Origin of the sequence: Propionivibrio dicarboxylicus, from assembly GCF_900099695.1 — a bacterium.
In the GTDB taxonomy this organism is placed as follows: Bacteria; Pseudomonadota; Gammaproteobacteria; order Burkholderiales; family Rhodocyclaceae; genus Propionivibrio; species Propionivibrio dicarboxylicus.
Map to the genome: position 1 here is coordinate 1 of NZ_FNCY01000042.1, position 1921 is coordinate 1921.

Genomic DNA, 1921 nt, shown 5'->3' on the forward strand with positions numbered 1-1921 from the left:
TGGCTGGCGGCGTTGGTGAGGGCGTCGGCGGCGGTGTTGATCTGGGTGATCGTCTCGCAGAGCTTGGCGATGGTGTTGTTGATGGCGCGCTTGAGTTCGTCGAAGTCGCCCTGGTAGTTGCGCGTGATGGTCTGGGTCATGTCGCCCTGTTCCATCGCAGCCATGACGCGGCGGACGTCCTGGATCGGCGGAACGACGTTGTTGAGGATGTTATTGACGCCGGTGACGAGATCGTTCCATCCGCCAACGAAGAGGTCGGCGTTGGCGCGCTTCTCGAGTTGTCCGGCGGCGGCGCCCTTGATCAGGATATCGGTCTGGGCGAGCAGTTCGTTCATCATCTTGACCATGTTGTTCAGGTTGCCCTTGATGATGTTGTACTGGCCCTTGTAGTCGGTGGTGATTTCGGGCGGAATGATGCCCTTGGCGATCTTGTCGACATAGTCGGCGGTGACGTTGAGCGGATCGACGATGTTGGTGACGGTGGCATTGACGCCGACGACCAGCTTGTTCCAACCGCCGACGAAGAGGTCGGCGTTGGCGCGCTTGTCGAGCTCGCCGTTGGCGGCGCCCTGGATGATGATGTCGGTCTGGGCGAGCAGGTCGCTCATCATCTTGACCATGTTGTTGAGGTTGGTCTTGATGACGTTGAAGTCGCCGTTGTAGTTGTCGGTGATGACCGGCGGGATGACGCCCTTCGAGATGTCATCGACGTACTTGGCGGTGACGTTCAAGGGGCCGATGACGGCGTCGAGCGTGTCATTGACACCCTGGACGATGGCGCGGAAATCGCCTTGGTGCTTCGAGGCGTCGGCACGCGTTGCGAGCTTGCCTTCCACCGCCGCCTTCGACAGCAGCGCCGCGTCCGTGATCATGGCGCGCACGGAGCCCTGGACATTCTCGACGGCGTGGGCGAGCTGGCCGACTTCGTCCTGCCGGTCGACGCCAAGCGTGAAGTTGAAATCGCCGGCCGCCATCTTGTTGGCCGCGTCGACCAGTTGGGTGGTCGGGACGGTGATCGAGCGGATTAGCCAGTAGGCGAAACCGATCGTCAGCAGGATGGCGCCGAGCGACAGGATCAGGATCAGTCGCTTGGCGGTGTTCGAGAGATCGTCGGCGTCCTTGCCGGCGGCATTCATCAAATCCGTCTGATAGTCGATCAGCTTCATGATCGCGTCGATGTACTCGTTCTGTGCCTTGCGTAGGCTGCCGAGCATCTGCGTCGTCGCCTCGTCGCGCTTGTTGGCTGCGATCAGGCTGGTGAGACTGGCGATTTCGGCGGCATAGACCTTGCGCTTTTCCTTGACGATTTCATAACGCCGCTTTCCTTCCGGAGAGACGATGGTCTTGTCGAGCTTTTCGAAGCGGTCGTTGATGATCTTGCTGGCGCCGCCGACGCGCTCGAGTTCGCTTTGCGCCTCGTCCTTGGTCTTGACGAGCAGGGCGTTACGGCTGGAGCGCGCGGCGATATTGACCTGGTCGATGACGTCGTTGGCCCAGACCGTTTTCGGGAACTTGTCGCTGACGATATTGTTGAGTTCGTCGTTGAGTGTGCTCAGCCAACGATACGAGAGCGCCGAGAGGACGATGAGCAGAATGACGACGAAGGCGAAGCCGATACTGAGTCGCGTGCCGATTTTCATATTGTTGAACATGGTCAATCTCCAGCGAGAGAATCAGAGTCAGGGACGTGCGATCGAGACAGGCAGCGGGATTATTGCGGGTTGGCCAGGCTGGCGAGGGATTCTGCCGAGAGCCCCTCGGTGCTGGTGAGCATGGCGATTTCATCGACGGAGAGGACTTTTCCGATGTTGAGGATGATGACGAATTTGCCGGCGATCTTGCCCATGCCGAAGATGAAGTCGGCGCGGATTCTGGCACCGAAGGAAGGCGGGGGTTCGATTTCGCTGGCGGGGATGTCGAG

2 protein-coding genes are annotated in these 1921 nt (G+C 59.9%); both read right to left on the bottom strand.

From position 1 onward, the window contains the following. The coding region (locus BLR25_RS20795; protein ID WP_091940756.1) for an MCP four helix bundle domain-containing protein at positions 1–1652 on the bottom strand (1652 nt) is incomplete at its 3' end. 59 nt (positions 1653–1711) lie between these two features. Continuing rightward, on the bottom strand, positions 1712–1921 hold a 210-nt coding region (locus BLR25_RS20800; RefSeq protein WP_425438705.1), incomplete at its 5' end, for a chemotaxis protein CheW.